This is a genomic window from Burkholderia sp. Bp8998, assembly GCF_003854235.1.
Taxonomy (GTDB): domain Bacteria; phylum Pseudomonadota; class Gammaproteobacteria; order Burkholderiales; family Burkholderiaceae; genus Burkholderia.
Map to the genome: position 1 here is coordinate 146,201 of NZ_QTQF01000004.1, position 26,682 is coordinate 172,882.

Here is a 26,682-nt window from a genome sequence, read left to right on the forward strand (position 1 = left end):
TCAGTGCCGCGGCATCAGGTTCGCGCCGTGGCACGCCGGCTCGGCCGCCTTGCGCAGCCCGAGCATCGTGAACCCGTTGCGCTCCTGGCGGATCAGCGCGTAGCGCCGCGCCGCCGTGTTGCCATCCTTGCCGGTCAGATCCAGTTCGACCTGGAAGCGGTCCCTGCTGTCCGAGCAGCCGCGTACCGGACCGTACGCGAACCCAGTGTCGGGCGCCTTGCTTTCCGCATTGAATGCCTGCCGGGCTTTCAGCGCTGCGGCAGCGGCCGCCGGTTCGCTCCATTCGCGCGCGAGCGCGTCGTCCACCTTCAACCATTCGTCGACGAAATCGCGACCGTTGGCTGCCACCGGCTGCACGCGTTGCACGGTGTCGCCGTCGACGCGATAGCGGAAGATGCCCGGCCGCGTCATCACGTCGCTGTCGAGCGAGCCGACCGTCGTGCGCAGCTCGAAACCGTCGGCGCGCACCTTGAAGCGGATCGCATCGTCGTCGATCACGTAGCCGTGCTCCGTGTGGAACAGTGTGCGTTGCGCGGCCGTGCCATTTGCCGGTGCGACCACGTCGGCACCGAACCGGCTCCAGCGCGACGAGCACCACGGCGTGCCGTGGACAACCGCGACCTGGCCGCCGGGCAACGCGCCGAACCAGAAGCCGCCGCCGTAGGCGCCGCCGATGTCCTTGTAGTCGTCGGCCTGCCAGCGCAGCACGCGCCGCCAGCCGCCGGTTTCCCATGCATAGGCCGTGAGCAGGTTGTCGTCGCCGCACGCGATGTCGAAGCCGGCGCGCACGAAGAGCAGCGGGCGGGACGTGCCGTCGCGCGCGACGTCGACGTCCGGGTTGCGGCCGAACGCCGATTCGCCGGATTTCGGCTGGGCAGGTTGAGCAGGCACGCCGAGCGTTGCGGCAAGTATGCGTTTCAGCGCAGCCGGTTCGACGTGTTCGTCGCTGCATGCGAGCCGTGCGTCGATCGCCCCGACGAGCGCCTGCCTGTATGCGCGAAGCGCGTCGCGCAAAGGCGGGGACACATCGACAGTGCCGCCGCCATCGCCTTGCGGGTTGCGGACTTGCTGTACGCGGTGTTGCGCGTCGAGCGCCGCGCGCGCGGCGGAGTCGGCTGCCGGGCAGGGGCTGGCGGCGAAGCTCGTGGCCGGCAGCGTGAACAGTGCGCACAGCATCGGCGCACCGTACTTCAGCGTCTTCTTCATCGATGACTTGTTCTTCTGATTTTCTATGGTTCGAAACGGGGAATCGTTACGGCCGACGATTCCCCCGAACTGCCCCGGGACAGGCGTGCTTCAGTCGGCAGTGTCCTCCGCCTTCCAGTCCCCCGACTTCCCGCCGCGCTTCTCGCGCACGCTTACGTCGGTGATCACCATCCCGCGGTCGACCGCCTTGCACATGTCGTACACGGTCAGCAGCCCGACCTGCACCGCCGTCAGCGCTTCCATCTCGACGCCGGTCCGCCCGAACGTCTCGACCTGCGCGACGCAGTGCACGCCCGGCAGTGCGTCGTCGAGTTCGAAGTCGACGGCCACGCGCGTCAGCGCGAGCGGGTGACACAGCGGAATCAGGTCGGCCGTGCGCTTAGCCCCTTGAATCGCGGCAATACGCGCGACACCGAGCACGTCGCCTTTCTTCGCCTTGCCGTCGCGGATCAGCGCGAACGTTGCCGGCAGCATCCGGATCGTGCCGCGCGCGATCGCGATGCGTTGCGTTTCCTGCTTGCCGCCGACGTCGACCATGTGCGCGTGGCCGGCGGCGTCGAAATGGGTAAGTCCTGACATGTCATGCTCCAGTGGAACGGAGGGCGCGCGCGAGCACGTTCCTCGATCCTGCTTCACGATCGGCCGGGGCGTTGAATCCGGTCTTCGCTTCCCGATCCGATGCAACGTTTCAACGGGCGCCTATCATAGCAGTGGCATCCGCGACGCCAAGGGCGCAGGAGGCGCATCCGTCGCACGGGACAGTCGCGATCGCACCGGTACAATGACCCGAATATTCAGACCAAACGCCGCGATCCGCGCCGCGTGCGCGGGACGGCGTCGCTTTCAGCTTGCCATGCGTGTCAAACAGTTGCTTGCGGTGTTGTTGTCGGTGGCGCTCGTGGTGCCGCCGAGCGGCCATGCGCAGCGCGCGTCCGCGCTGCCGCTCGAGCCGGCGGCCGGCGCCTCGCCGTCGATTTCCACGGTGCCGTCCGGCATCGCGACCGGCGTATTCGGCACCTACGGTGGCGCGGAAAGCCGGTTCTCCGGCACCGATGGCGCGTCCGCACCCGTCGCGAACTTGCGCGCGCCGCTGCGTGCGCTGGAACTGCCCGACCTCGGCGACGGCTCCGGCGGTTCGCTGACGCCGCGGGCCGAGCGCCGTCTCGGCGAGCGCGTGATGCGCGAGGTGCGGCGCGACCCGGACTATCTGGACGACTGGCTCGTGCGCGACTACCTGAACGCGATGGCGGCACGGCTCGCTGCCGCGGCCGCCGCGCGCTACATCGGCGGCTACATGCCGGACTTCGACCTGTTCCCCGTGCGCGACCCGCAGATCAACGCATTTTCGATGCCGGGCGGCTTCATCGGGATCAACAGCGGGCTGGTCGTCACGACGCAGACGGAATCCGAACTTGCATCGGTGGTCGGTCACGAGATGGGCCACGTGCTGCAGCGGCACATCGCGCGAATGATCGGCGCGAACGAAAAGACCGGCTACACGGCGCTCGCGACGATGCTGCTCGGCGTGCTGGCCGGTGTGCTCGCGCGCAGCGGCGATCTCGGCAGCGCGATCGCGATGGGCGGGCAGGCGTACGCGGTCGACAACCAGCTGCGGTTCTCGCGGTCGGCCGAGCGCGAGGCCGATCGCGTCGGATTCCAGCTGCTCGCGGGCGCCGGCTACGACCCGTACGGGATGCCGGGCTTTTTCGAACGACTCGAGCGCGCGTCGATGGGCGACGCGGGCGTGCCGGCCTATGCGCGCACGCACCCGCTGACGGGTGAGCGGATCGCCGACATGGAGGATCGCGCGCGCCGCGCGCCGTACCGGCAGCCGCGCCAGTCGGCCGAATACGGCTTCGTGCGTGCACGGCTGCGCATTCTGCAGAACCGCGCGCCGAACGACATCGCGGCCGAGGCGCGCCGGATGCAGCTCGAGATCGACGATCGCACCGCGCCCAACGTCGCGGCGAACGAGTACGGGATCGCGCTCGCGAACACGCTGCTTGGTCAGTACGACGCGGCCGACAGGGCGCTCGCGTCGGCGCATGCCGCGTTCGACGCGAGCGAGCGGCACGCGGACGATCCGGCGGCGAGTTCGCCGAGCCTCGACGTGCTCGCCGCGGACATCGCCCGCCGCGCGGGTCGGACCGACGACGCGGTGCGGCTCGCGGCGCTCGCGCAGCGGCGCTGGCCGGCGTCGCACGCGGCGATCGTCGCGCACCTGCAGGCGCTGATCGCCGCGCGCCGCTTCACCGAGGCGCAGGCGCTTGCGCGCACGCAGGCGCAAGCGGATCCCGAGCAGCCGGACTGGTGGGACTATCTCGCGAAGGCGAGCGACGGCAAGGGCGACGTACTCGCGCGGCGCCGTGCGCTCGCGGAGAAGCTGGCGCTCGACGGCGCGTGGCCGTCGGCGATTCGCCAGCTGAAGGAGGCGCGCGACGCGAAGGACGTGTCGTTCTACGATCAGTCGATCATCGGCGCGCGGCTGCTGGAATTCGAGGCGCGCTACAAGGAAGAGCGCGAGGACGAGAAGAACGGCCGCGGATGATCGCCGTCAGCCGGGCAGGGCCGTGGTTGCGCGTCAGCCTTCGGCGCTGCCGGTACCATCATCCGACGCGTCCGATGGTCTGCGCGCCCGTTGCGCGGGGCTCGCGATGAAGCCGAACGTCGCCGGCACGTCGGCACAGGCGAGCGTGCCGAGCGGCAGCGTGCACCCGTCGCGCCAGCGCAGCACGGGCGGCGTCGCGTCGAAGTCCGCGTGATCGGCGAACAGGCCGAGGTCGTGGTCGTGCAGCGCCGCGATACGCGGCGGCGTGCCGGCCGCGCGAAACAGCACGCCGCCCGCATCGTCGAGCCACGCGGCGTCCGGCTCGAATGGTGCACCGGTCTGGTCGGCCAGCGTGAGCTGCCCGTCGCGTTCGGCCAGGCGCACGACCCACGGCGTATAGGCGAGCTCGACGTACACGCGCTGCGGCCCGTTCTGGAAGAACCACTGGCCGTGCGCGTCGCATTCGTAGTTGCGGCCGATGAACGCGTTCAGCGCCGCATGCCGGACCGGCGAGCCGAGCTCGCCGGCGGCCTGCGCGGCGTCGTCGCGCAGCCGCCACTCGCCGCGCCGGTCGAGCAGCAGCCAGCCGGTGCAGTGCGGCACGTTCGGCCACTTGGCGAGGGCCTGCCGGACGATGTCATCCATGGTCGACGAATTTCGAGCAATAGCCGAACACCCGCGCCGACAGCCAGTCGAGGCGCCCGGGGAACGGCCCGGTCATGAATCCCGCATGGCCGCCGGCTTCGGGCTGGTCGAGCTCGACGGCCGGCGACACGTCGGCGGCGCTCGGCAGCGCGGACTCGGGCAGGAACGGATCGTTGCGGGCGTTGAGGATCAGTGTGGGCACGTCGATCGCGGGCAGCAGCGGGCGCGTCGTGGCCTGCGTCCAGTAGTCGTCGGCGTCCGCGAAGCCGTGCAGCGGTGCGGTCACGACCTCGTCGAAATCGCGCATCGTCACGGCCTGCAGCATCGCGTCGCGGTCGAACAGCCCCGGATACTGGTCGAGCTTCGCGAGCGCCTTGCGCTTCAGCGTCTTCAGGAAGCTGCGCGTATAGACCATCGCGAAGCCCTGCGACAGCGCGCGGCCGCCCGCATGCACGTCGATCGGCGTCGAGATCGCGGCGGCGGCGTGCACGATCGATGTGTCGCTGCGGTGCTCGCCGAGCCAGCGCAGCAGCACGTTGCCGCCGAGCGACACGCCGGCCGCGACGACCGGCCCGCGATGCTGCGCGGCGAGCCGGCGCAGGATCCAGTCGACCTCGGCGCTGTCGGCGAGATGGTAGAAGCGCGGCTGCCGGTTGAGCTCGCCGCTGCAGCTGCGAAAGTGCGGGACGACCGCGTGCCAGCCCTTCGCGCGCGCGGTGGCCATCATCGCCAGCGCGTAGTGCGAGCCGGAACTGCCTTCGAGGCCGTGGAACAGCACGAACAGCGGCGCATCGGGCGGCGGCGCGGCACTGTCGAGATGCGCGACCCAGTCGAGATCGATGAAGTCGTGGTCGGGGGTTTCCCATCGCTCCCGTCGGTACGCGACCGCCGGACGCCGTGCGAACAGCGCGGGCACGATGGTTTGGGCATGGCTGTTCGGCAGCCAGCGCGGTGCGCGATAGCGCAGTGAATCGTCGTCGGGGGCCGGGGCCCCGGTCAGCGGCGAGGTGGGCGGAGAAGCCGTACTCATGATCGCCCCGCTAATGCGTTGCTTCGTTCTTCGTCAGTGCAGCGGACCCTGCCCGTGACGGATCTTCGCGGCGAATTGTCCGGCCGCTTGTTCAGGAATCAGGCTCGCGTGAATATGCGCGATGCGCCACTCGCCGCGTTCGTGAATCATTACGTACGTCGCGAAAACCATGTCCGGCTCGGCCGTCAGGTCGGCCTGCTGATGCGCTTCGGCGATCGTGTAGACGACGGTGCCGAGACTGTCGTATACGCGGATGTCGAGCGGTTCGATCGTCACGGGACGCGTCGCGAGCCGGTTGGCCAGCCCGCTGCGGATCTGGTCGAGGCCGTGCAGATGCTCGCCGTCGGCCCAGACGCAGCTGGCGAAGTCCTCGTCGATCCACAAACCCAGCAGCGCGTCGAGATTGGCATCGGCGACGGCCTGATAGTAGGCGTTCAGCGTATCGGCAGCGGCTTCGAAAAGGCGGGCAAAACGTGGCATCGGGGTTATCTCTCGCGCGCGTCGCGCGCCGTATTCAGCACGGCGGCCCGGGTGGAGCCGCCGTACACCGGTGAATCGGATTGCCCGGCGCGTCGTGCGACGCTGCCGGTCAGGGTCAGCGCTGCCCGACGAGCATGCCGCGCAAATCGCCGAATACCTGCTCGGGACCGAGTTCGCGCAGGCAGTTCAGATGGCCGAGCGGGCACTCGCGTTCGAAGCAGGGACTGCATTCGAGATGCAACCATTGTACCTTCGCCAGCTCCGACAGCGGAGGGGTGTGGCGCGGATCGGTCGATCCGTACAGGGCGACGAGCGGCCGGCGCAGCGCGGCGGCGACGTGCATCAGCCCCGAATCGTTGGTCACGACCGCATTCGCGCGCGCGATCAGCGCGCACGCCTCGGACAGCGACGTCTGCCCGCACAGGTTGCGCACGTTCGGCGCGTGGTCGGCGATCGCCTGCGCGGCGGCAGCGTCCTTCTGCGAGCCGAGCGCGACGATCTGCGTGTACGGGAACGACTGGTGAACGATCGTCGCGAGCGTCGCGAAATGCTCGGGCGGCCAGCGCTTGGCCGGGCCGTATTCCGCGCCGGGGCAGAACACGACGAGCGGCTTGCGCGTGTCGAGATTGAAACGTGCGGACACGCGCGCCGTCTCGTTCAGGTCGGCGTCGAGGCGCGGCGCGGGCAGCGTCTTCATCGACTCGGGCAGCTTCGCGCCCGGCGCATACGCGAGCGCCGCGTAGTGGGTCGTCATCGGCGGACGCTCGGCCGACTTGTCGGGGTTCGCGTGCCGCACGTTCAGCAGGCCGTAGCGGTGCTCGCCCGTGTAACCGATCCGCAGCGGGATGTTCGCGAGCCACGGGATCACCGCGGACTTCAGCGAATTCGGCAGCACGTACGCCGCGTCGTAGCCGACGTCGCGCAGGTCGCTCGCGAGTTGCCAGCGGCGCAGCAGCTGCAGCTTGCCGTGCGCGAGGTCGGTCGCGTAGACATCGTGGATCTCGGGCATCCGCTCGAGCACGGGCGCGACCCAGGTGGGTGCGACGGCATCGATCGCGATGCGGGGATGGAGCTTCTTCAGCAGCGCAAAAAGCGGCTGCGCCATCAATGCGTCACCGATCCAGTTCGGTGCGATAACCAGCGCTCGACGCATCAGGTCGACTTCCGATGTCGTAATGAAGCACGGCGCGCATGCACCGCGTTCGGGTTGTCAGAACAGGAAAAGGGCGGCGCGCCGGGCCTCCGGCTGCACCGCCTCGCGAGCGGCGGGCCCGCGGGCCCGGCCGGCCGGGGGCTCAATGGCCCTTGACCACCTCGCCGTCGCGCAGCTTGTAGCGCGTGCCGCAGTACGGGCAGCGCGCCTCGCCGTGCGAGACGTCGATGAAGACGCGCGGGTGCGCGCTCCAGCGCGCCATAGCCGGGTTCGGGCAGTAGGCGGGGAGATCCTTGGCCGTCAGCTCGACCAGCGGCATTTCCTTGATTTCACTCATGAGACTTTCTCTTATCACTCTTTTGTGGGGCGGTCGGTGGCGCAGCGCACTCAGACCTTCGTCAGCCAGTGCGCGTACTTCGCGTTCTTGCCCGACACGATATCGAAAAATGCCGACTGGAGCTTTTCCGTGACCGGGCCGCGCGCGCCGCTGCCGATCGTGCGGTTGTCGAGTTCGCGGATCGGCGTGACTTCGGCGGCCGTGCCCGTGAAGAACGCTTCGTCGGCCGTGTAGACCTCGTCGCGCGTGATGCGCTTCTCGATCACCTCGATGCCGGCGTCCTTCGCCAGCGTGATGATCGTGTCGCGCGTGATGCCGTCGAGGCACGACGACAGGTCGGGCGTGTACAGCTTGCCGTTGTTCACCAGGAAGAAGTTCTCGCCGGAGCCTTCCGACACGTAGCCGTCGACGTCGAGCAGCAGCGCTTCGTCGTAGCCGTCGGCGGTCGCTTCCTGGTTCGCGAGGATCGAGTTCACGTACCAGCCCGATGCCTTCGCTCGCACCATCGACACGTTCACGTGGTGGCGCGTGAACGACGACGTCTTCACGCGGATGCCCTTCGCGAGGCCGTCCTCGCCGAGGTACGCGCCCCACGGCCATGCGGCGATCGCGACGTGGATCGTGTTGCCCTTCGCCGACACGCCGAGCTTTTCCGAGCCGACCCAGATGATCGGGCGCAGGTAGCACGACTCGAGCTTGTTCTCGCGCACGACTTCGAGCTGCGCGGCTTCGAGCGTTTCCCGGTCGAACGGCACGTCCATCTGGAAGATCTTCGCCGAATTCAGCAGACGTTTGGTGTGCTCGCGCAGGCGGAAAATCGCGGTGCTGCCGTCGGCCGTCTTGTACGCGCGCACGCCCTCGAAGACGCCCATGCCGTAGTGCAGCGTATGGGTCAGGACGTGGATCTTGGCGTCGCGCCAGTCGATCAGCTTGCCGTCCATCCAGATCTTGCCGTCGCGGTCGGCCATTGACATAGGATTCTCCTGGGAAGCAGTGGTACAGCGGGTTGTGTGCGGCGTTGAACCGGAAAGACGGTTATTTTAGCGTCATTTGGTGCCGGTCCGGTCGGTCGGCGCAGGGCCGGGGCTATAATCGTCCGGCACCGATTCCAATAACGACGGGCCGTGCCGGCGGGAGACGCCGGAGCCCGGACGAACCGCCCGCCGCGGCCCGCTTTCCCATGCTCGCTCGATTGTCCGCCACCGACCGCTTCGCGCTGATCCAGGGCGCGCGCGACTATTCCCCGACACTGATGGCGATCCTGTCCTGGGGGCTCGTCACCGGCATCGCGATGAGCAAGTCGGTGATGACGCTCGGGCAGGCGAGCGCGATGTCGATCTTCGTCTACGCGGGCTCGTCGCAGCTCGCGGTGCTGCCGCTCCTCGTCGCGAAGCTGCCGATCTGGACGATCCTGCTCACGGCCGCGATGGTCAACCTGCGCTTCGTGATCTTCAGCGCCGGGCTTGCTCCCCATTTTTCCTACCTGCCGCTGTGGCGACGCCTCGCGATCGGCTATTTCAATGGCGACGTGATCTACCTGCTGTTCCAGAAACAGGGCTTCGCGTACGGCCACGTGCCGGGCAAGGAGGCGTACTTCTGGGGGATGGCGCTCGCGAGCTGGGCGTCGTGGCAGGTGTCGTCGCTCGCCGGCATCCTGCTCGCGAGTTTCTTTCCCGCGAGCTGGGGGCTGGAGCTGGCCGGCACGCTCGCGCTGATCCCGATCATGGTGTCGGCGGTCGCGAACCGCTCGACGCTCGCGGCCGTCGCGGTCGCGGGCATCGTGTCGCTGGTCGCGTTCGACCTGCCGTACCGGCTTGCGCTGCCGATCGCGGTGCTGGCCGCGCTCGCGGCCGGCAGCATGGCCGATTTCTTCGTCGAACGCGCCGACTGGCGCCGCATCCGCACCGAAACCGTGCACGAAAAGGAAATCGAATGAGCGCGACGGAAATCTGGATCGTGATCGTCGGGATGACGATCGTCACGGCCGTCACACGCGCGCTGTTCCTGCTCGGCGGCGAGCGCACCGTGCTGCCCGAGCGCGCGCAGCGCGCGCTGCGCTACGCACCGGCCGCCGCGCTCGTCGCGGTCGTGCTGCCCGACGTGCTCGAGACGCCGGCCGGGCTGTCGTTCGCGCTGTCCAACCATCCGTTCTACGCGGCGCTCGCCGGCCTCGGCTGGTTCTTGTGGCGGCGCAGCATGCTCGGTACGATCATCGTCGGGATGCTCGTCTTTACCCTGCTGCGCGTGATCTTCTGACGAATCGCCGTGCCGGCCGGCCGGGCGCCGGCCGATTTCGCGCACGCATTGTTGCATTGCGGCAATGTGTCGACGGCCGCGGGCGATCCCAAATAGGCGGAATTCGCCGCAGCACGGGTCAGTCTGCCGGATGGATCGGCTAGAATGCCCGTTCGAGATTTTTTACCCGTGCGCGTCATGCGAACCGCCAGCCACGGCCGCATCCGGCGCCCTTTCGCGGCAGCCCGCGCACGTCCAGCGTGAACCCCCTTTCCCCATCCACTACTTCAATCTGTTCAACATGAGCCAAGTCAAGCGTCTTACCGACCTGATCGCCGCCGGCCAGCTCGCCGGCAAGCGGGTGTTCATCCGCGCCGACCTGAACGTCCCGCAGGACGATCACGGCAACATCACCGAAGACACGCGCGTGCGCGCGTCCGTGCCGGCCATCCAGGCCGCGCTCGACGCCGGCGCGGCCGTGATGGTCACGTCGCACCTCGGCCGTCCGACCGAAGGCGAATTCAAGCCGGAAGACTCGCTCGCGCCGGTCGCGAAGCGCCTCGCCGAACTGCTCGGCCGCGACGTGCCGCTCGTCTCGAACTGGGTCGAGAACGGCGTGAACGTCGCGCCGGGCCAGGTCGTGCTGCTCGAGAACTGCCGCGTGAACAAGGGTGAGAAGAAGAATTCGGACGAGCTCGCGCAGAAGATGGCGAAGCTCTGCGACGTGTACGTGAACGACGCGTTCGGCACCGCGCACCGCGCGGAAGCGACCACCCACGGGATCGCGAAGTACGCGCCGGTCGCGTGCGCGGGCCCGCTGCTGGCCGCCGAACTCGACGCGCTCGGCAAGGCGCTCGGCAACCCGGCGCGTCCGCTCGTCGCGATCGTCGCCGGTTCGAAGGTGTCGACCAAGCTGACCATCCTGAAGTCGCTGGCCGGCAAGGTCGACCAGCTGATCGTCGGCGGCGGCATCGCGAACACGTTCATGCTCGCGGCCGGCCTGTCGATCGGCAAGTCGCTCGCGGAAGCCGACCTCGTCGACGAGGCGAAGGCGATCATCGACGAAGCGCGCGAGCGCGGCGCATCGGTGCCGATCCCGACCGACGTCGTCACCGCGAAGGAATTCTCGCCGACGGCCGCGGCCACGGTGAAGCAGGTCGCCGACATCGAAGCGGACGACATGATCCTCGACATCGGCCCGGATACGGCCCGCGCGCTCGCCAGCCAGCTCGAGAAGGCCGGCACGATCGTGTGGAACGGCCCGGTCGGCGTGTTCGAGTTCGACCAGTTCGGCAACGGCACCAAGACGCTCGCGGAAGCGATCGCCAAATCGTCCGCGTTCTCGATCGCGGGCGGCGGCGACACGCTCGCGGCCATCGCGAAGTACGGCATCCATGACCAGGTCAGCTACATCTCGACGGGCGGCGGCGCCTTCCTCGAGTTCCTCGAGGGGAAGAAGCTGCCGGCGGTGGAAGTGCTGGAAACGCGGGCGGCCTGAGCGTGGCGGCGCGCGCAGGGGTGACGAGGGCCGCGCGCTCCGCGAAGGCGGAGCAGCCGGCCGGCGCGGGCAAGAGCAAACGCGCGCCCGCGCGGGCGAACTCGACCCCGCGCGCACCGGCGGCCGCCGGCGACGCGGCCGTGCAACACCACGAGATTCAGAACAAAGCGATGCCGGGCGCAAGCACCGGCACGCCCACCGGAACGGCAGCCGCTGGGCCCGCCGATTCCGGCTCTCGCAGCGTTTCACCCAGCGCATCCACCTTGATCCAGATGAGGAGTTTCATGCAGCGCGCCACCAAGATAGTCGCCACGATCGGCCCGGCTTCCAGTTCGCCGGAGATTCTGCTGCAGATGATGCAGGCGGGCCTCGACGTCGTGCGGCTCAATTTTTCGCACGGTACGGCCGACGATCACCGCCAGCGCGCCGAGATGGTGCGCGAGGCCGCCCGCAGGGTCGGCCGCGAGATCGCGATCATGGCCGACCTCCAGGGCCCGAAGATCCGCGTCGGCAAGTTCGAGAACGGCAAGACGACGCTCGTGCCGGGCCAGGCCTTCATCCTCGACGCGGGCTGCGAGCTCGGCAACGACGAGCGGGTCGGCCTCGACTACAAGGAACTGCCGCGCGACCTGAAGCCGGGCGACCTGCTGCTGCTGAACGACGGCCTGATCGTGCTGACCGTCGAGCGCGTGCTCGGCGACGAGATCCACACGATCGTCAAGGTGGGCGGGGAGCTGTCGAACAACAAGGGGATCAACCGCCAGGGCGGCGGCCTGTCGGCGCCCGCACTGACCGCGAAGGACATGGAGGACATCCGCACGGCGATGTCGCTTGGCGCGGATCTCGTCGCGGTGTCGTTCCCGAAGAACGCGACCGACATGGAAATGGCGCGCCAGCTCGCGAACATCGCGGGCGCGCCGTACGGCATCAAGCCGAAGATGATCGCGAAGATCGAGCGCGCGGAGGCGATTCCGGCGCTGCAGAGCATCCTCGACGCGTCCGACGGCATCATGGTCGCGCGCGGCGACCTGGCGGTGGAAGTCGGCAACGCGGCCGTGCCGGCGCTGCAGAAGCGCATGATCCGAATGGCGCGCGAGTCGAACAAGCTCGTGATCACCGCGACGCAGATGATGGAATCGATGATCCACGCGCCCGTGCCGACCCGCGCGGAAGTGTCGGACGTCGCGAACGCGGTGCTCGACGGCACCGACGCGGTGATGCTGTCGGCCGAGACGGCCGCCGGCAAGTACCCGGTCGTCACGATCGAGACGATGGCGGCCGTGTGCGTCGAGGCGGAAAAGTCCGAGCACGTCGAGCTGGACAAGGATTTCCTCGATCGCACGTTCACGCGGATCGACCAGTCGATCGCGATGGGCGCGCTGTTCACCGCCTATCACCTGGGTGCGAAGGCGATCGTCGCGCTGACCGAATCGGGCGCGACCGCGCTGTGGATGTCGCGTCACTACACGCACGTGCCGATCTTTGCGCTGACGCCGCGCGTCGGCAGCGAGCGCACGATGGCGCTGTACCGCAACGTGACGCCGCTGCACGTCGAATTCAACAGCGACCGCGACGCCGCGCTGCAGGCCGCGCTCGAGATGGTCGTCAAGCAGGGCTACGTGCAGCACGGCGACATGGTCGTGCTGACCGTCGGCGAGCCGATGGGGCAGGCGGGTGGCACCAACACGCTGAAGATCGTGCGGGTCGGCGAGCATTACTGATCGGGCACCGTTTTTGACGAAAGCCGCGCGGGGTCCGAAGCCCCGCGCGGCTTTTTTTCTGTTTTTTGCCCGCATTGTGCCGTGCGAAGGTAACAAAATGCGAGTAGGCGCCACCGGGCGGTCGGAATCGGAGGCGCTTCGCGATAAAATGCGGCTATTCGACGCTCAGCCGCGCCGTGCCGCCCCGGTTCAGCCGGGCACGAGCGCCGCGCCGGCGTCAGGGCGCACCGGTTTTCATTCCAAGGAGTTCCACAATGCCTCTCGTATCAATGCGTCAATTGCTGGACCACGCGGCAGAGCACGGTTACGGCCTGCCGGCCTTCAACGTGAACAACCTGGAGCAGGTCCAGGCGATCATGGCGGCAGCGGACCAGGTCGGCGCGCCCGTGATCATGCAGGCATCGGCCGGCGCGCGTAAGTACGCGGGCGAGCCGTTCCTGCGCCACCTGATCGAAGCGGCGGTCGAGTCGTATCCGCACATCCCGGTCGTGATGCACCAGGACCACGGCCAGTCGCCGGCGGTCTGCATGGGCGCGATCCGCAGCGGCTTCACCAGCGTGATGATGGACGGTTCGCTCGAAGCCGACGGCAAGACGGTCGCCTCGTACGAATACAACGTCGACGTGTCGCGCAAGGTCGTCGAGATGGCGCACTCGATCGGCGTGACGGTCGAAGCCGAACTCGGCGTGCTGGGCTCGCTCGAGACGATGAAGGGCGACAAGGAAGACGGCCACGGCGCGGAAGGCACGATGACCCGCGAGCAGCTGCTGACCGATCCGGAGCAGGCCGCCGACTTCGTGAAGCTCACGCAGTGTGACGCGCTCGCGATCGCGATCGGCACGTCGCACGGCGCGTACAAGTTCTCGAAGAAGCCGACGGGCGACATCCTGTCGATCCAGCGCATCAAGGAAATCCACGCACGCATCCCGAACACGCACCTGGTGATGCACGGTTCGTCGTCGGTGCCGCAGGAACTGCTGGCCGAGATCCGCGAATTCGGCGGCGACATGAAGGAAACCTACGGCGTGCCGGTCGAGGAAATCCAGGAAGGCATCAAGCACGGCGTGCGCAAGATCAACATCGACACCGACCTGCGTCTCGCGATCACCGGCGCGATCCGCCGCTACCTGTTCGAGAACCCGGGCAAGTTCGATCCGCGCGACTACCTCAAGCCCGCGCGCGAAGCGGCGAAGCAGGTGTGCGTCGACCGCTACCTCGCGTTCGGCTGCGAAGGCCAGGCCGCGAAGATCAAGCCGGTGTCGCTCGACAAGATCGCCGAACAGTACAAGTCCGGCGCGCTCGCGCAGGTCGTGCGGTAAGACTGTAGTACGATTGCCCCGCCCGGTGCTTCCGCCGGGCCGGGGCTGACTGCCTTGGGGGCCCGATCCGATCCGGCCCCGGCAGTCGTTCCGTCCGGCCGAACGAGGGCCGGCCGGCAACCGACGGGCGCGATCGCCCGCCGGTTGCCGACGCATTGCAAGACCGCCGTTCCCGCCTGCCGCGGGGAACGGCGTTTCCCTTTTTGTTTGGCTCCTTATCTGCGAAAAGACGATGTCTACCCTTTACGAATCCACGCTCCGCTCGCTGCCGCTCCTCGGTCGCGGCAAGGTCCGCGACAACTACGCGGTCGGCAACGACAAGCTCCTGATCGTCACGACCGATCGCCTGTCGGCATTCGACGTGATCATGGGCGAGCCGATTCCGAACAAGGGCCGCGTGCTGAACCAGATGGCGAACTTCTGGTTCGACAAGCTCGCGCACATCGTGCCGAACCACCTGACGGGCGACGCGCCGGAAGCGGTCGTCGCGGCCGACGAGGTCGAGCAGGTCAAGGGCCGCGCCGCGGTCGTCAAGCGCCTCGAGCCGATCATGATCGAGGCGGTCGTGCGCGGCTACCTGGCCGGCAGCGGCTGGAAGGAATACCAGGCATCGGGCGCCGTGTGCGGCGTGCAGCTGCCGGAAGGCCTGCAGAACGCGCAGAAGCTGCCCGAGCCGATCTTCACGCCGGCCGCGAAGGCCGAGCTCGGCGAGCACGACGAGAACATCACGTTCGAGGAAACCGAGCGCCGCATCGGCACCGAGCTGGCCGCGACGATCCGCGACATCTCGATCAAGCTCTACAAGGAAGCGGCCGACTACGCGGCGACGCGCGGCATCATCATCGCCGACACGAAGTTCGAATTCGGCCTCGACAACCACGGCAAGCTGTACCTGATGGACGAAGTGCTGACGGCCGATTCGTCGCGCTTCTGGCCGGCCGACCAGTACCAGGTCGGCACCAACCCGCCGTCGTTCGACAAGCAGTTCGTGCGCGACTGGCTCGAGGCGCAGCCGTGGGGCAAGACCGCGCCGGCACCGGCGCTGCCGGCCGACGTCGTCGAGAAGACGGCCGCGAAGTACCAGGAAGCGCTCGAGCGCATCACCGGCCAGCCGCTCGCCTGACGGAAGGAACGCACGAAATGAGTGAAGTCCAGACTGCCCACACGCACAGCGCGCCGCTCGTCGGCGTGCTGATGGGTTCGAGTTCCGACTGGGACGTGATGAAGAACGCGGTCGCGATCCTGCAGGAATTCGGCGTGCCGTACGAAGCGAAGGTCGTGTCCGCGCACCGGATGCCCGACGAGATGTTCGACTATGCGGAGAAGGCGCGCGAGCGCGGGCTGCGCGCGATCATCGCAGGCGCCGGCGGTGCCGCGCACCTGCCCGGCATGCTGGCCGCGAAGACCACGGTGCCGGTGCTCGGCGTGCCGGTCGCGAGCAAGTACCTGAAGGGCGTCGATTCGCTGCACTCGATCGTGCAGATGCCGAAGGGCGTGCCGGTCGCGACGTTCGCGATCGGCGAGGCCGGCGCGGCGAACGCCGCGCTGTTCGCGGTGTCGATCCTGTCCGGCACGTCGATCGATTACGCGAACCGGCTCGCCGCGTTCCGCGTGCGCCAGAACGAAGCCGCGCACGCGATGGTGCTGCCGCCGCTCGCATGACGGCACACCGGCGGCCGCACTGTCATTTCAGCGGCCGCCTGACCTTCCCCACTGCGGCGGGCAGCGCCCGCCGCGACCGACCACTGACATGACCGCAACTCCTGATTCCGTTTCCCCGATCCTGCCCGGCGCGTGGCTGGGCATGGTCGGCGGTGGCCAGCTCGGCCGCATGTTCTGCTTTGCCGCCCAGTCGATGGGCTATCGCGTCGCCGTGCTCGATCCCGATCCGACGAGCCCCGCCGGCGCGGTTGCCGACCGTCACCTGCGCGCGGCCTACGACGACGAAGCCGCGCTCGCCGAACTGGCCGAACTGTGCGATGCCGTGTCGACGGAATTCGAGAACGTGCCGGCCGCAAGCCTCGATTTCCTCGCGCGCACGACGTTCGTCGCGCCGGCCGGCCGCTGCGTCGCGGTCGCGCAGGACCGGATCGCGGAGAAGCGGTTCATCGAGGCGTCCGGCGTGCCGGTCGCGCCGCACGTCGTGATCGAATCGGCGGCGGCACTCGCCGCGCTCGACGATGCCGCGCTCGACGCGGTGCTGCCGGGCATCCTGAAGACGGCGCGCCTCGGCTACGACGGCAAGGGCCAGGTGCGCGTGAATACCGCACGGGAAGCGCGCGACGCGCATGCGTCGCTCGGCGGCGTGCCGTGCGTGCTCGAGAAGCGCCTGCCGCTGAAATACGAAGTGTCCGCGCTGATCGCGCGCGGCGCGGACGGCCGCTCGGCCGCGTTCCCGCTCGCGCAGAACGTGCATCACAACGGCATCCTCGCGCTGACCGTCGTGCCGGCGCCGGCCGCCGATGCCGCGCGTGTCGAAGAGGCGCAGCAGGCGGCCGTCCGGATCGCCGATACGCTCGGCTACGTCGGCGTGCTGTGCGTCGAATTCTTCGTGCTGGAAGACGGCTCGTTCGTCGCGAACGAAATGGCGCCGCGCCCGCACAACTCCGGCCACTACACGGTCGATGCGTGCGCAACGAGCCAGTTCGAGCAGCAGGTGCGCGCGATGACGCGCATGCCGCTCGGCAACCCGCGCCAGCACTCGCCGGCCGCGATGCTGAACATCCTCGGCGACGTGTGGTTCCCGAATGGCGCGGCCGATGCCGTCACGCCGCCGTGGGACACGGTCGCCGCGATGCCGGCCGCGCACCTGCACCTGTACGGCAAGGAAGAAGCGCGCGTCGGCCGCAAGATGGGCCACGTGAACTTCACGGCCGAGACGCGCGACGACGCCGTCGCCGCTGCCACCGCGTGTGCGCAGCTGCTGCGCGTGCCGCTCGACTGAGGCACCCGCCGATGGCCATCGATCTCCCGAACGCCGTGACACCCGCGCAGATCGACGCGGCTGCCGCGCTGCTCGACGCGGGGCAACTCGTCGCATTCCCGACCGAAACCGTGTACGGGCTCGGCGGCGACGCGGCGAATCCGGAGGCCGTCGCACGCATCTATGCGGCGAAAGGGCGCCCGGCGAACCATCCGGTGATCGTGCATCTGCCGCCCGGCGGCGATCCGGGCTATTGGGCCGACGATCTGCCGGCCGATGCGCAGGCGCTGATCGATGCGTTCTGGCCGGGTCCGCTGACGCTGATCCTGAAGCGCCATGCGCGCATTCCGGATGCCGTGAGCGGCGGCCAGGATTCGGTCGGCCTGCGCTGTCCGTCGCATCCGGTCGCGCAGGCGCTGCTGGCCGCGTTCAGCGCGCGGCGCGGCGGCCACGGCGGCGTGGCTGCACCGTCCGCGAACCGCTTCGGTCATGTGAGCCCGACCACCGCCCAGCACGTGCGCGACGAATTCGGCGATACCGTCCACGTGCTCGACGGCGGTCCGTCCGAAGTCGGCATCGAATCGACGATCCTCGACCTGTCGCGCGGCTTCCCTGCGCTGCTGCGCCCGGGCCATGTGACGCCGCAGCAGATCGCCGACGTGCTCGGCCGTGCGCCGCGCCTGCCCGACGGCAGCGACGCGACCGCGCCGCGGGCGTCCGGCACGCTGAAGGCGCATTACGCACCGAGCACGCCGCTCGCGCTGCTGCCGTTCGAAGCGCTCGAGCCGCTGCTCGCGGCCGCGCAGACCGACGGCGAACGCGTCGCGCTCGTCGCACGCGCGTCGCGCGCGGGACACTGGGCGCAGGCCGACGGCGTGCATTTCGTCGCGGCGCCGGAAGATCCGCAGGCGTATGCGCGCGATTTGTACGGCATGCTGCGCGCGCTCGACCGTGCGCAGGTCGCACGCATCCTCGTCGAGAAGTTGCCCGAGACCGTCGAGTGGATCGCGGTCAACGATCGTCTCGGTCGTGCGGCCGCGGCGTTCGAGGCGCGCGACTGATGCAGCGTTAAGCATCGTCCGGAACGAAAAAACGCCCGACCGGCGAACCGGTCGGGCGTTTTCGTTTGTGCGCGTGCCCGGCGGCTTACTTGCCGACGCCCGACGCCGCGATCTTCGACTGGGCGAACTGGGCGAACAGCGCGTGCAGGTGCGTGGTCGGGTGGACCGTGTCGGCGAACATGTAGGTCTGGTCCGCGTTCGCGGTCGTGTAGGTCTGCGGCGAGCAGAACAGCGACTGGCCGAAGGCGCTCGGGTTCGCGACGCCGTACTGGGTGGCGGCCGCGATCATCGCCTTCAGGTTGCACGCGGTATCGGTGTTCGACACCGAGAAGCCGTTGGCCTGGTAGTTCGCGAGGATGCCGTCCTGCCACGTGAACGTATCGAGCAGCACGTATTTGGTCGTGTCGACCTTGAGCGCTGCCAGCGTGGCGGCGAACGTGCCGTTGAACAGCATCGACAGTTGCGTGAGCGTCGTCTGCGTGCCGCCTTGCAGCGCGAGCGGCGTACCGCCGATATCCGGCACGTTCGACACGAACACGTGCGTCGCGCCGGCCGCGATGATCTGCTGCACCAGGCCGGCGAGCTGCTGCGCGGCCGCGCCGATGTTCTGCTGCAATTGCACCGGCGTGATGGCGCCTGCCTGCAGGGCCGCGACCTGATAGAAGATGTCGTTCGCGCCGCCGTTGAGCAGCACGATCTGGCCGGCGTTGAAGCTGCCGTGCTGTGTCAGGTACTGCTTGACCTGGTCGGCGATCGGCGTCGTGGTTGCCTGCGCGTAGTCGGGATTCGGCACGCTCGGCGCCGCGTGGCCGATGCCCGGCTGCAGCGTCACGCGCGAGCCGCCCTGTGCGTAGCCGAGGCCACCCGTCGCCTGCAGCGGAATGCCGAAGCCGCCCTGGTTCGCGGGCTGCAGCGTGTCGCCATAGTACTGCGCGACGTCCTGCGTCCACACCTGGCCGGGGTTGGTCGTGAAGCGGCCGCCGCCGAAGCCGAGCTTGATCTGCGAGTAGGTACCGACGTCCGACAGGCTGTCGCCGAACGACACGATCTGCATCTTCACGCCCGACGGCGGCGTGCTCGACGCGCTGTTGTTGTTGTCGTCGCCGCCACCGCACGCGGCGAGCAGGGCGAGCGCGGCGCCCGCGATTGCGACCTGCGCGGTGCGCAGCAGGCGTTGACGGTTGCGCGACGGGGTGGATTGTCGTGGCTGCATCGATGGATCTCCTCGTAGATATGGCCCGATGTATTGTGCATCTATCACGTGCCCGCTCAGGTTCGGGTTGCGCGACGGCCGTTGGCTGAAATGGCTTATTGGTCGCGCACGGCCGCAAGCGGCGTGGTGCGCGGATCGTGGTTTGCGGCCTCGGCGATCTGCGCATGATAAGCGCTCGCCCATTCGGGCGGGCCGAAAATCGCGCGCAGCTTGTTGCGCCATCCGTGGACGCGCAACGCGTCGGCCGCCATCGACACCCACTCGTGAAACGTCGCGACGAGCGGGTTGTTCGAGCCCAGCGGCTCGACGATTCCGTATTGCGGCGGATCGTCGGGCGCCTCGTCGACGTAGCTGCCGAACAGGCGGTCCCAGATCACGAGCACACCTGCGTAATTGCGGTCGATGTAGCGCGGGTTGCGTGCATGGTGCGCGCGATGGATCGACGGCGTGTTGAGCACGTATTCGAGCCAGCCGAGCGTGCCGATCGCCTGCGTGTGCACGAAGAACTGGAACGCGAGGTTGATCAGCACGACGCCGACGATCTGCTGCGGCGGAAAGCCGAGGAACGCGAGTGGCAGCCAGAACGCCCACATGCCCGCGACGGGATACATCAGGCTCTGCCGGAACGCGGTCGAGAAATTCATCCGCTCCGACGAGTGGTGCACGACGTGCGCGGCCCACAGCCAGCGCACGCGATGGCTCGCGCGATGGAACACGTAGTAGAGGAAATCCTGGCCGACGAACAGCACGGCGAACGACAGCCAGCCGTCGTGCCACGTGAACAGCCGGAATTGTGCGTAGCAGTACGCATAAACGGGGATCACGAACAGCCACGCGAGCTTGTCGGCGCCCTGGTGCATCAGCGCGAGCGCCGCATTGCACAGCGTGTCGCGCCACGCATAGACATGCTCGTGCGCACGTGTGCGGGCGAGGTGCCAGGCTTCCCACGCGATGCAGAGCAGGAAGACGGGCGCCAGCGCGAGCAGAAGCAATTCGACGTCGAATCGCATGGACGTGTCTCCTCCTTTCCCCTGCAAGCCGTGAGGCCGGGCGTATGGCCCGTTTTAGATATCGATCAGGCCAACAGCCTACGCAATCGCCACGCGCTAGGCGAGGGGGCAGCGTAGAGGGTTCCCTCTGAGGACAGGGTTTCTACGGAAGTCATGCGGAACGGGGGCGCGCGGTGAGGCCCCGTTTCATGGGTACAGCTGGCGGGCGGTGCGCGTCGCATCGGCGGCCGAGGTCGTTTCAAACCGCGCGGGGCGAAATCCCGGGGGCGGGGCGCCCCGACAGGTGGTGCCGCTCCGCGATCGACGGGAGCCGACAGCGGGGCGTGGGTGCGGTGCGTGCGCCGTCAGTGCGCGCCCGCGTAGATCCATTCGAGCAGCGTGTCGTGCGCGGCGCGCGCGCCTTCCGCGTGATCGTCGTTGATGAAACTGACGACGATGTAGCTCTGGCCGTCGGCGCCCGCGACGTAGCCCGCGATCGCGCGCACGTCGCGCAGCGTGCCGGTCTTGATGTGCGCGTTGCCGAGCACGCCGGCGTTGGTCAGGCGGTTCTTCATCGTGCCGTCGATGCCGGCGATCGGCAGCGAATCGATGAACGCCTGCGCGACGGGGCTCGCGTTCGCGGCCTGCAGCAGTGCGGCGAGCGACTGCGCGCTCACGTGCTCGTCGCGCGACAGGCCCGAGCCGTTTTCGAGCTCGAGGTCGGGCATCGCGATTCCGCTCTTCTGCAGGAACGCGTGAACCGCGCGGCTCGACTGCTCGGGTGTCGCGGGCGGCTTGCCGGCGACCGCGCCGATCGTCAGGAACAGGTTGCGCGCCATCACGTTGTTGCTGAACTTGTTGATGTCGTAGACGATGCTGCCGAGCACGGGGCTGTGATGGACCGCGAGCGGCCGCGCGGTGATCGGCACCTTGCCTTCGCTGACCGGTCCCGTGATCGTGCCGCCGTCCTGCTGCCACAGCGCGAGGAAGCCGCGCGCGAAGAACGTCGTGTGATCGAGGATCGCGAGGTTCGTGGTGTACGCGCCGCAGCGCAGCGGATAGTCGCCGGCGAACGACGCGGTCATGATTCCGCCGCCGCCGGCCGACAGCGTCGGACGCGCGGCCGCGGCCGCCGCGCCGCACGACCCGGTGCCTTCGTACAACTGGTTGTCGATCGACAGGTTCGCGAGCGGCGGCAGCACGTCGACGGCCACCTTGCCGTCGTCGCCCGGCGTCACCGTGAACGACACGGCCTTGAACGCGTACAGCAGCGGATCGGGGCCGACGTTGTACGGCGCGCTCACGTCGTCGTCGAACGACGGCAGGTCGCGCGTCGACGCGGCGAAATAGCTCTTGTCGAGCACGAGGCCGCCAGCCACGCGCTTGATGCCCGCCTTGCGGATCTTGTCGACGAGGTCGATCAGTTCCTCCGGTACGAGCTTCGGATCGCCGGTGCCCTTGATGTACAGGTTGCCCTGCAGCGTGCCGTCCGGATCGACCGGGCCGTCCGCATACGCGGTGGTGCGCCAGCGGAAGTCGGGGCCGAGGATCGACAGGCCCGAGAAGGTCGTGACGAGCTTCATCGTCGATGCCGGCAGCATTGGCCGGCTCGCGTTCCATGCGATCAGCGGCTCGGGATCGCCGACGCGCTCGACGACGACGCTCATCGCCGATGCCGGCACCTTCGCGCGCTGCAGCGCGACCAGCACGGACGCCGGCAGGCCGGCCGCGCGCGCGGCCGGCGACACCACGGCGGTCTTGCGGGCTTCCTTGTGGGACTTCTTGCGGGCCTGTGCGGACGGTGCGAACGCAAGGGCCGTGCAGGTGGCGACGACGGCGGCCGCACGCAGGAAGGGGCGGGCGCGGGGGGCGAACCGGGCGGAAAGATCGGAAATCGGCATGGGCGAATACGGGAAAAGCACGGGGCTCGGGCAGGGCGCGCGGAGCGCCGGAGCGCACATTGTAGAGACAAGTGCGGATACGTCCCCTGCAATCCGCCTTTCTGTTGCATTGCAGGGGGCGCACGCAATTCGCGGCGCTACAATGGTCGCCATGTCTTACTCGCCCCATGGGTTCCAGCTCCGATGCGGATTCTGCTTGTTGAAGACGATCGAATGATTGCCGAGGGCGTACGCAAGGCGTTGCGTGCCGACGGCTTCGCGGTCGACTGGGTGCAGGACGGCGACGCCGCGCTCACGGCGCTCGGCAGCGAGACGTACGACCTGCTGCTGCTCGACCTCGGCCTGCCGAAGCGTGACGGCATCGACGTGTTGCGCACGCTGCGCGCGCGCGGGCTGTCGCTGCCGGTGCTGATCGTCACCGCGCGCGACGCCGTCGCCGATCGCGTGAAGGGGCTCGACGCGGGCGCCGACGACTACCTCGTCAAGCCGTTCGACCTCGACGAACTGGGCGCGCGGATGCGCGCGCTGATCCGCCGCCAGGCGGGGCGCAGCGAATCGTTGATCCGCCACGGCGCGCTGACGCTCGATCCCGCGTCACACCAGGTGACGCTCGACGGCGCGCCCATCGCACTGTCCGCGCGCGAGTTCGCGTTGCTCGAGGCGCTGCTCGCGCGGCCCGGCGCGGTGCTGTCGAAGAGCCAGCTCGAGGAGAAGATGTACGGCTGGGGCGAGGAGATCGGCAGCAACACGGTCGAGGTCTACATCCACGCGCTGCGCAAGAAGCTCGGTTCGGACCTGATCCGCAACGTGCGCGGGCTCGGCTACATGGTCGTCAAGGAAAGCTGACGCGTGAGGTCGATTCGTCATCAATTGCTGATCTGGCTCCTCGCGATCGTCGTCGCGGGCGTGGGCATCGCGGGCTGGCTGATCTACCGGCAGGCACTCGCCGAAGCGAACGAGCTGTTCGACTACCAGCTGCAGGAAATCGCCGCGGCGCTGCCGTCCGAGCCGTTCTCGCAGGTGTTCGGTTCGCGTACCAACGGCGACGAAGGCATCGTGATCCAGATCTGGAACCGCAACGGCGTGCTGATGTACTTCTCGCATCCGCGCGCGCCGATCGCGCCGCGCGCGGAACTCGGCTTCTCGACCGAGCGCACCGATCGCGGCGAATGGCGCGTGTACGGCGCGATCGTCGGCGACAACGTCGTGCAGCTCGCGCAGCCGCTGTCGGTGCGCAACCGGCTCGCGGCGAACGTCGCGCTGCGCACGCTGTGGCCGCTGATCGTGCTGCTGCCGTTCCTCGGCGCGGCGGTCTGGATGATCGTCGGGCAAGGGCTCGCGCCGCTTGGGCGCCTCACGCGCGCGGTCGAGGCGCGCCGGCCGGAAGCGCTCGATCCGCTGCCCGATTCGCGCCTGCCGCTCGAGGTGCAGCCGCTCGTGCGCGCGCTGAACGGGCTGCTCGCACGGCTGTCGGCGGCGCTCGACACGCAGAAGGCGTTCGTCGCCGATGCCGCGCACGAGCTGCGCACGCCGCTCGCGGCCGTGCAGATCCAGGCGCAGCTCGTCGCGCGCGCGAAGGACGACGCGGCGCGCCGCGAGGCGGTCGCCGATCTGCAGGACGGCGTCACGCGCGCGACGCGCCTCGCCGAGCAGCTGCTCGCGCTCGCGCGCGCCGAACCGGACGGCGCGACGATGCGCGAGCCGGTCGACCTGCAGGCGCTGCTCGTCGAATGCGTGGCCGCGCATGCGCCGCTCGCGCAACGGCACAGCATCGATCTCGGCTTCGAGGAGACCCGCGCGGCGACCGTCGTCGCGGACGTCGGCGCGCTGCGCGTGATGTTCGGCAACCTGCTCGACAACGCGGTGAAGTACACGCCGGACGGCGGCCGCATCGACGTGGCGCTGACGCGCGACGCGGCCGGCCGCGCGTGCGTGCAGATCGGCGACAGCGGGCCCGGCATCCCGGCCGACGAGCGCGAGCGCGTGTTCGACCGCTTCTACCGCGACAGCTCCGCGCGGGCGCGCGCCGACGTGTCGGGCAGCGGGCTCGGGCTCGCGATCGTCAAGCGCGTGGCGGCGCAGCAGGGCGCGACGGTGACGCTCGGCGACGCGGCCGCGGGCGGCCTGCTCGTGACCGTCGTGTTCCGCAACGCCGAGATGCCGGCGCAGGTGCCGCAGGCGTCCGAATCCGTATGACGAACCGGCGCCGCGCGGGCGCCGGCGCTGACCTAAGCCCCGCTTGAGGTCGATTAAGCCTCCTTTAAGTCAGGGTCGTTACGCTGCGTCCTAACAACGAGGAGGTCCTACGATGAATACCCGATTCCTTGCGCGCGGCGCCGTCGCGGTCGCCGTGGCGGCCGCCCTGTCCGCCGGCTACGTCGCGGGCACCCGCCGCGCCGATCCGCAGATCATCACGCCCGCGCAGGCCGCCGCCCTGATGCCGGCCGAGGCCGCGGCGAAGACCGGCATTCCCGATTTCTCCGGGCTGGTCGAAACCTACGGCCCGGCGGTCGTGAACATCAGCGCGAAGCACGTCGTGAAGCAGGTGTCGCGACGGGTGCAGCAGCCGCAGCTGCCGATGGATCCGAGCGACCCGTTCTACCAGTTCTTCAAGCACTTCTACGGCCAGGTGCCGGGCATGGGCGGCGATGCCCAGCCGGACGACCAGCCGAGCGCGAGCCTCGGTTCGGGATTCATCGTCAGCGCCGACGGATACATCCTCACCAATGCGCACGTGATCGACGGCGCGAACGTCGTCACGGTCAAGCTGACCGACAAGCGCGAGTACAAGGCGAAGGTTGTCGGCGCCGACAAGCAGTCCGACGTCGCGGTGCTGAAGATCGACGCGAGCGGCCTGCCGACCGTGAAGATCGGCGACCCGGGGCAGAGCAAGGTCGGCCAGTGGGTCGTCGCGATCGGTTCGCCGTACGGCTTCGACAACACGGTCACGTCCGGCATCATCAGCGCGAAATCGCGTGCGCTGCCCGACGAGAACTACACGCCGTTCATCCAGACCGACGTGCCGGTGAACCCCGGCAACTCGGGCGGCCCGCTGTTCAACCTGCAGGGCGAGGTCATCGGTATCAACTCGATGATCTACTCGCAGACGGGCGGCTTCCAGGGCCTGTCGTTCGCGATTCCGATCAACGAGGCGATCAAGGTCAAGGACGAGCTCGTGAAGACGGGCCACGTGAGCCGCGGCCGCCTCGGCGTCGCCGTGCAGGGGCTGAACCAGACGCTCGCGAGCTCGTTCGGGTTGCAGAAGCCGGACGGCGCGCTCGTCAGTTCGGTCGACCCGAACGGCCCGGCTGCGAAGGCCGGCCTGCAGCCGGGCGACGTGATCCTCGCGGTCAACGGCTCGCCGGTGGCCGACTCCACGTCGCTGCCCGCGCAGATCGCGAACCTGAAGCCGGGCTCGAAGGCCGACCTGCAGGTGTGGCGCGACAAGTCGAAGAAGTCGATCAGCGTGACGCTCGGCGCGATGACCGACGCGAAGCTGGCATCGAACGACGGCGGCCCCGTCGAGCAAGGGCGCCTCGGCGTCGCGGTGCGACCGCTCTCGCCGCAGGAGCGCAGCGCCGCCAACCTGTCGCACGGGCTGATCGTGCAGCAGGCCGGCGGTCCGGCAGCCAGCGCGGGCATCCAGCCCGGCGACGTGATTCTCGCGGTCAACGGCCGTCCGGTCACGAGCCCCGAGCAATTGCGCGACGCGGTCAAGGGAGCGGGCAACAGTCTTGCTCTCCTGATCCAGCGCGACAATGCACAGATCTTCGTGCCGGTCGACCTGAGCTGACCGGCGGCCGTTGCGGGCCGGCCTGGCCGGCCCTGGCGGGCGCCGCCGGCGGTCGACCCCGTGGGTGCAGTGTTCCGACCCGAAAGGAGAGAGCCATGCAATATCTACGCAACGTGTCCCGATTTGCCGTCGCCGCGGCGCTGGCCGCCGGCTTCGCGGCCGCGCCCGGCGCGTACGCGCAATCGGACGGCTTGCCCGCGGCGAGCCAGCAGGGCGATGTCAGCTACGTGTCGGGCGGCATCGGCAAGGATCAATCGACGGCATTCGAGCAAAACGAGGCGGCATGGCCGCTGGCGCTGCGCTTCACCGGCAAGGGCGGCGAATACCTGGCCGACGTCCATGTGCGGATCGTCGACGGCAAGGGCGCCGAGCTGCTGACGACGGACGCACGCGGGCCGTACATGCTCGTGAAGCTGCCGCCGGGGCGCTACACCGTCCATGCGTCATACCAGGGCAGCGACGAATCGCGCACGGTCACGGTCGGTGCGAAGGGCGGCGCGAAGGCCGCGTTCCAGTGGAGTGCGCAGTAGCGCGTCGCGCGGGCCTTCCGGGGCGCGCAATCGGACCCAGTTTCGCCCATAATGAGAGCCACGGCATCCTTGCCGTGGCTTTTTCGTTTCCTGCGCCCGG

Annotated in this window: 26 protein-coding genes; 14 read left to right on the forward strand and 12 right to left on the reverse strand. The window is 68.8% G+C overall.

The genetic code is table 11. The annotated features are described in order from the left end of the window. Both DIE06_RS07020 and moaC read right to left on the reverse strand, forming a co-directional pair. Positions 1 to 1,206, reverse strand: coding sequence for a hypothetical protein (locus DIE06_RS07020; protein WP_124660770.1), 1,206 nt, complete (start codon positions 1,204 to 1,206; stop codon positions 1 to 3). 90 nt (positions 1,207 to 1,296) lie between these two features. Then, positions 1,297 to 1,785, reverse strand: coding sequence for a cyclic pyranopterin monophosphate synthase MoaC (gene moaC, locus DIE06_RS07025; protein WP_124660771.1), 489 nt, complete (start codon positions 1,783 to 1,785; stop codon positions 1,297 to 1,299). Positions 1,786 to 2,059: 274 nt separating this feature from the next. Here moaC and DIE06_RS07035 point away from each other — a divergent pair, with 274 nt between their 5' ends. Beyond that, positions 2,060 to 3,754 carry a M48 family metalloprotease gene (locus tag DIE06_RS07035; protein ID WP_124660773.1) on the forward strand — a complete coding sequence of 565 codons (1,695 nt, stop codon included), beginning with the start codon at positions 2,060 to 2,062 and terminating at the stop codon, positions 3,752 to 3,754. A 33-nt stretch (positions 3,755 to 3,787) separates the two neighbouring features. Here DIE06_RS07035 and DIE06_RS07040 read toward each other — a convergent pair whose 3' ends face one another. The 6 genes from DIE06_RS07040 to DIE06_RS07065 all read right to left on the reverse strand — a co-directional run bounded on the left by DIE06_RS07040 (position 3,788) and on the right by DIE06_RS07065 (position 8,373). Beyond that, positions 3,788 to 4,399, reverse strand: a complete 612-nt coding sequence (locus tag DIE06_RS07040) for a DUF2946 family protein (protein WP_124660774.1) — start codon at positions 4,397 to 4,399, stop codon at positions 3,788 to 3,790. Continuing rightward, positions 4,392 to 5,429 (reverse strand): hydrolase, encoded by a 1,038-nt coding sequence (locus DIE06_RS07045; protein WP_124660775.1) that lies wholly within the window; start codon positions 5,427 to 5,429, stop codon positions 4,392 to 4,394. Before DIE06_RS07045 ends, DIE06_RS07040 begins: the two co-directional genes overlap by 8 nt. A gap of 33 nt (positions 5,430 to 5,462) precedes the next feature. After that, on the reverse strand, positions 5,463 to 5,909 hold the full coding sequence (locus DIE06_RS07050) for a nuclear transport factor 2 family protein (RefSeq protein WP_014896161.1): 447 nt from the start codon (positions 5,907 to 5,909) through the stop codon (positions 5,463 to 5,465). Positions 5,910 to 6,024: 115 nt separating this feature from the next. Next, positions 6,025 to 7,062, reverse strand: a complete 1,038-nt coding sequence (gene waaF, locus DIE06_RS07055; protein ID WP_121859459.1) for a lipopolysaccharide heptosyltransferase II — start codon at positions 7,060 to 7,062, stop codon at positions 6,025 to 6,027. A gap of 142 nt (positions 7,063 to 7,204) precedes the next feature. Then, positions 7,205 to 7,399, reverse strand: a complete 195-nt coding sequence (locus DIE06_RS07060) for a zinc-finger domain-containing protein (RefSeq protein ID WP_006749970.1) — start codon at positions 7,397 to 7,399, stop codon at positions 7,205 to 7,207. 50 nt (positions 7,400 to 7,449) lie between these two features. After that, positions 7,450 to 8,373 (reverse strand): branched-chain amino acid transaminase, encoded by a 924-nt coding sequence (locus DIE06_RS07065; RefSeq protein ID WP_059447778.1) that lies wholly within the window; start codon positions 8,371 to 8,373, stop codon positions 7,450 to 7,452. A 206-nt stretch (positions 8,374 to 8,579) separates the two neighbouring features. Here DIE06_RS07065 and DIE06_RS07070 point away from each other — a divergent pair, with 206 nt between their 5' ends. The 3 genes from DIE06_RS07070 (at position 8,580) to DIE06_RS07080 (ending at position 11,132) form a co-directional block, all read left to right on the forward strand. Continuing rightward, positions 8,580 to 9,335, forward strand: coding sequence for an AzlC family ABC transporter permease (locus DIE06_RS07070; protein ID WP_124499731.1), 756 nt, complete (start codon positions 8,580 to 8,582; stop codon positions 9,333 to 9,335). Continuing rightward, a complete protein-coding gene (locus tag DIE06_RS07075) occupies positions 9,332 to 9,655 on the forward strand; it encodes an AzlD domain-containing protein (protein WP_124660776.1) in 324 nt (107 codons plus the stop codon). The genes DIE06_RS07070 and DIE06_RS07075 overlap by 4 nt, the downstream gene beginning before the upstream one ends. 280 nt (positions 9,656 to 9,935) lie before the next feature. Next, entirely contained in the window at positions 9,936 to 11,132 is a 1,197-nt protein-coding gene (locus DIE06_RS07080; RefSeq protein WP_124660777.1) for a phosphoglycerate kinase, read from the forward strand. Between the two features lie 157 nt (positions 11,133 to 11,289). Here DIE06_RS07080 and DIE06_RS38915 read toward each other — a convergent pair whose 3' ends face one another. After that, on the reverse strand, positions 11,290 to 11,418 hold the full coding sequence (locus DIE06_RS38915; RefSeq protein ID WP_260433547.1) for a hypothetical protein: 129 nt from the start codon (positions 11,416 to 11,418) through the stop codon (positions 11,290 to 11,292). Here DIE06_RS38915 and pyk point away from each other — a divergent pair. The 6 genes from pyk to DIE06_RS07110 all read left to right on the forward strand — a co-directional run bounded on the left by pyk (position 11,417) and on the right by DIE06_RS07110 (position 18,156). After that, positions 11,417 to 12,853: a pyruvate kinase gene (pyk, locus tag DIE06_RS07085; protein ID WP_124660778.1), complete on the forward strand. Its 1,437-nt coding sequence runs from the start codon at positions 11,417 to 11,419 to the stop codon at positions 12,851 to 12,853. The two genes, DIE06_RS38915 and pyk, sit on opposite strands and share 2 nt — an antisense overlap. A gap of 254 nt (positions 12,854 to 13,107) precedes the next feature. Further along, on the forward strand, positions 13,108 to 14,172 hold the full coding sequence (gene fba / locus DIE06_RS07090) for a class II fructose-bisphosphate aldolase (RefSeq protein ID WP_014896168.1): 1,065 nt from the start codon (positions 13,108 to 13,110) through the stop codon (positions 14,170 to 14,172). A gap of 232 nt (positions 14,173 to 14,404) precedes the next feature. Continuing rightward, a complete protein-coding gene (locus DIE06_RS07095) occupies positions 14,405 to 15,295 on the forward strand; it encodes a phosphoribosylaminoimidazolesuccinocarboxamide synthase (protein WP_124499735.1) in 891 nt (296 codons plus the stop codon). Positions 15,296 to 15,312: 17 nt separating this feature from the next. Further along, entirely contained in the window at positions 15,313 to 15,834 is a 522-nt protein-coding gene (gene purE, locus DIE06_RS07100) for a 5-(carboxyamino)imidazole ribonucleotide mutase (protein ID WP_124660779.1), read from the forward strand. Between the two features lie 88 nt (positions 15,835 to 15,922). Continuing rightward, on the forward strand, positions 15,923 to 17,116 hold the full coding sequence (locus tag DIE06_RS07105) for a 5-(carboxyamino)imidazole ribonucleotide synthase (RefSeq protein WP_124660780.1): 1,194 nt from the start codon (positions 15,923 to 15,925) through the stop codon (positions 17,114 to 17,116). Between the two features lie 11 nt (positions 17,117 to 17,127). Then, positions 17,128 to 18,156 (forward strand): L-threonylcarbamoyladenylate synthase, encoded by a 1,029-nt coding sequence (locus tag DIE06_RS07110; RefSeq protein ID WP_124660781.1) that lies wholly within the window; start codon positions 17,128 to 17,130, stop codon positions 18,154 to 18,156. Between the two features lie 85 nt (positions 18,157 to 18,241). Here the strand turns inward: DIE06_RS07110 and DIE06_RS07115 are convergent, their stop codons facing one another. The 3 genes from DIE06_RS07115 to dacB all read right to left on the reverse strand — a co-directional run bounded on the left by DIE06_RS07115 (position 18,242) and on the right by dacB (position 22,259). After that, positions 18,242 to 19,369 (reverse strand): SGNH/GDSL hydrolase family protein, encoded by a 1,128-nt coding sequence (locus DIE06_RS07115; protein ID WP_124660782.1) that lies wholly within the window; start codon positions 19,367 to 19,369, stop codon positions 18,242 to 18,244. Positions 19,370 to 19,464: 95 nt separating this feature from the next. After that, positions 19,465 to 20,379, reverse strand: coding sequence for a sterol desaturase family protein (locus DIE06_RS07120; RefSeq protein ID WP_124660783.1), 915 nt, complete (start codon positions 20,377 to 20,379; stop codon positions 19,465 to 19,467). A gap of 344 nt (positions 20,380 to 20,723) precedes the next feature. Continuing rightward, on the reverse strand, positions 20,724 to 22,259 hold the full coding sequence (gene dacB / locus DIE06_RS07125) for a D-alanyl-D-alanine carboxypeptidase/D-alanyl-D-alanine-endopeptidase (RefSeq protein WP_124660784.1): 1,536 nt from the start codon (positions 22,257 to 22,259) through the stop codon (positions 20,724 to 20,726). Positions 22,260 to 22,442: 183 nt separating this feature from the next. Here dacB and DIE06_RS07130 point away from each other — a divergent pair, with 183 nt between their 5' ends. The 4 genes from DIE06_RS07130 to DIE06_RS07145 all read left to right on the forward strand — a co-directional run bounded on the left by DIE06_RS07130 (position 22,443) and on the right by DIE06_RS07145 (position 26,582). Next, the gene (locus DIE06_RS07130) at positions 22,443 to 23,105 is read left to right on the forward strand and encodes a response regulator (RefSeq protein ID WP_124660785.1); all 663 of its coding nucleotides are present in this window, start codon (positions 22,443 to 22,445) and stop codon (positions 23,103 to 23,105) included. Positions 23,106 to 23,108: 3 nt separating this feature from the next. Further along, positions 23,109 to 24,455 (forward strand): ATP-binding protein, encoded by a 1,347-nt coding sequence (locus DIE06_RS07135; protein WP_124660786.1) that lies wholly within the window; start codon positions 23,109 to 23,111, stop codon positions 24,453 to 24,455. Positions 24,456 to 24,567: 112 nt separating this feature from the next. Continuing rightward, positions 24,568 to 26,052 carry a DegQ family serine endoprotease gene (locus DIE06_RS07140; protein ID WP_124613675.1) on the forward strand — a complete coding sequence of 495 codons (1,485 nt, stop codon included), beginning with the start codon at positions 24,568 to 24,570 and terminating at the stop codon, positions 26,050 to 26,052. 95 nt (positions 26,053 to 26,147) lie between these two features. Further along, positions 26,148 to 26,582 carry a carboxypeptidase-like regulatory domain-containing protein gene (locus DIE06_RS07145; protein WP_124660787.1) on the forward strand — a complete coding sequence of 145 codons (435 nt, stop codon included), beginning with the start codon at positions 26,148 to 26,150 and terminating at the stop codon, positions 26,580 to 26,582. The last annotated feature ends 100 nt before the right edge of the window (positions 26,583 to 26,682 follow it).